Origin of the sequence: Cognatiyoonia sp. IB215182 (assembly GCF_033963905.1) — a bacterium.
In the GTDB taxonomy this organism is placed as follows: domain Bacteria; phylum Pseudomonadota; class Alphaproteobacteria; order Rhodobacterales; family Rhodobacteraceae; genus Yoonia.
The window spans coordinates 1-1,848 of sequence record NZ_JAXBMB010000060.1 but is presented as its reverse complement, the minus strand read 5'-3'; the positions used below and the strand labels follow the sequence as shown (position 1 = coordinate 1,848).

General features: G+C 56.9%; 2 protein-coding genes. Both read left to right on the top strand.

The annotated features are described in order from the left end of the window. Nucleotides 1-82: 82 nt before the first annotated feature. Nucleotides 83-1,429 carry an ISNCY family transposase gene (locus SLH47_RS26240; protein ID WP_320244087.1) on the top strand — a complete coding sequence of 449 codons (1,347 nt, stop codon included), beginning with the start codon at nt 83-85 and terminating at the stop codon, nt 1,427-1,429. Nucleotides 1,430-1,445: 16 nt separating this feature from the next. Then, nucleotides 1,446-1,718 carry a hypothetical protein gene (locus tag SLH47_RS26235; RefSeq protein WP_320244086.1) on the top strand — a complete coding sequence of 91 codons (273 nt, stop codon included), beginning with the start codon at nt 1,446-1,448 and terminating at the stop codon, nt 1,716-1,718. The last annotated feature ends 130 nt before the right edge of the window (nt 1,719-1,848 follow it).

Sequence of the window (1,848 nt, the reverse complement as noted above, 5' to 3'; positions counted from 1 at the left end):
TGTAGCTGCAAAGCGATAATGTCACCCATGAGCAAAGCAGAAGTGTCACTCTCCTCGCAAAACGATATGAGGGCGAGCGGACATGGGATGGGTGATGATGAGCGAGCGCGAGTTGAATCGCGTGGAAGTGCTGGCGCAGGTCGATGATGGTCGGCTGAGCGTCGACAACGCAGCGAACATGTTGGGCCTGACACGTCGGCAGATATTCCGGCTGTTAAAGCGGTATCGTCAGGATGGCGCTTCTTCGATCCGGCACAAGTCGCGTGGGCGCGCGCCGAACAACCGCATTCATCATGCCAAGCGCGATTATGCGTTGTCTGTGATCAAGGAGCAATATCTGGATTTCGGGCCAACCTTGGCGGCTGAGATGCTGGCCGAGCATCACGGGTTTAAAGTCTCGCGCGAGACGGTGCGCAAGTGGATGCAAGAAGATGGCATCTGGCTGTCCCGCAAGCAGCGACGCCAGATTCATCAACCGCGCCTGCGGCGGGAATGCTTCGGTGAACTCATCCAGATCGACGGGTCTGATCACCGATGGTTCGAGGATCGCGCCCCACCCTGCACATTACTGGTGTTCATCGATGACGCCACCAGCACCTTAATGGAACTGCGGTTTGTGAAGTCCGAGAGCACGTTCAGCTATTTCGAGGCATTGGAAAGCTACTTGCACAACCATGGCCGCCCGGTCGCATTCTATTCTGACAAGCACACGGTGTTCCGTGTCGCAAAGGACGACGCCAAAGGCGGTGCGCGGATCACCCAGTTTGGGCGGGCGCTGAGCGAGCTGAACGTCGAGATCCTCTGCGCCAACACGAGCCAGGCCAAGGGTCGCGTAGAACGTGCCAACCGCACGTTGCAAGACCGCCTCGTCAAAGAGCTACGGATCGCAGGTATCTCTGACATGGAGGCTGGAAACGCCTATTTGCAAGGCTTCAAGGAGCGTCACAACGCGAAGTTCGCCAAAGCCCCGGCCAAGCAAGACAACCTGCACCGCGCGCTCAACGTCGAGCCGGATCGGCTGGCGGATGTGCTGTGCTGGCGGGAGAACCGCTATGTCGGTAAGCAGCTCACTTTCTCCTACGACCGCAAACGCATCATGCTCGAAGAGAATGACACCACGCGTGGGTTGGTCGGCAAATACGTGGACACCTATGCCTTTGTGGATGGACGGTTTGAGGTTCGCTCGAAAGGCCGTTCCCTGCCCTACAAAATCTTCGACATGGATCAGCGCGTCACCCATGCCGCCATCACCGGCAACAAACGCCTGGGCGCGGTTCTTGAGCACATCAAAGAGATGCAAGACGCCGCCCCGCCCAAACCGAAGGTGCGCACGAACTCAGAGAAGATGGGTTACAAGCCGAACGGCCGGCGGCCAGGCAGGCAATCAGGAACAGTGGGCAAGAAGAAGATTGCACACGCCGAGGAATAGCCACAAGCTTCCTGGCATGGATGCCGAAGACGACCCAGAGATCATATTCTCCGAACATACGCAGACCGTCACCATTGACGGGCATCACTTTGACGTCGAGATTTACAAGACCAGCATCGATCCCGGCTGGATTCTGTCAGTTGAGAACCAGTTCGGCACGCTGACGATTTCAGACAACCCGCCCTTCTTTGGTGATGTCCTCGCGTGGCGTGCCTTTGAAAAGATCGTGCGCGAAGACGGCATCAGAGCATTCTACAATAAGACCGAACAACGCAAGCTAGGGCTCTAAGCCAATCCCCGCAAGGCTTTTAAGCCCTGCGATATGTGGGGTCTACGGGCTCAAAAGCCTTGCTCGCGTTGCACTCAGGGTGACATTCCTGCTTTGCAAACCCAGGTGACATTTCTGAATGGCGTTTACA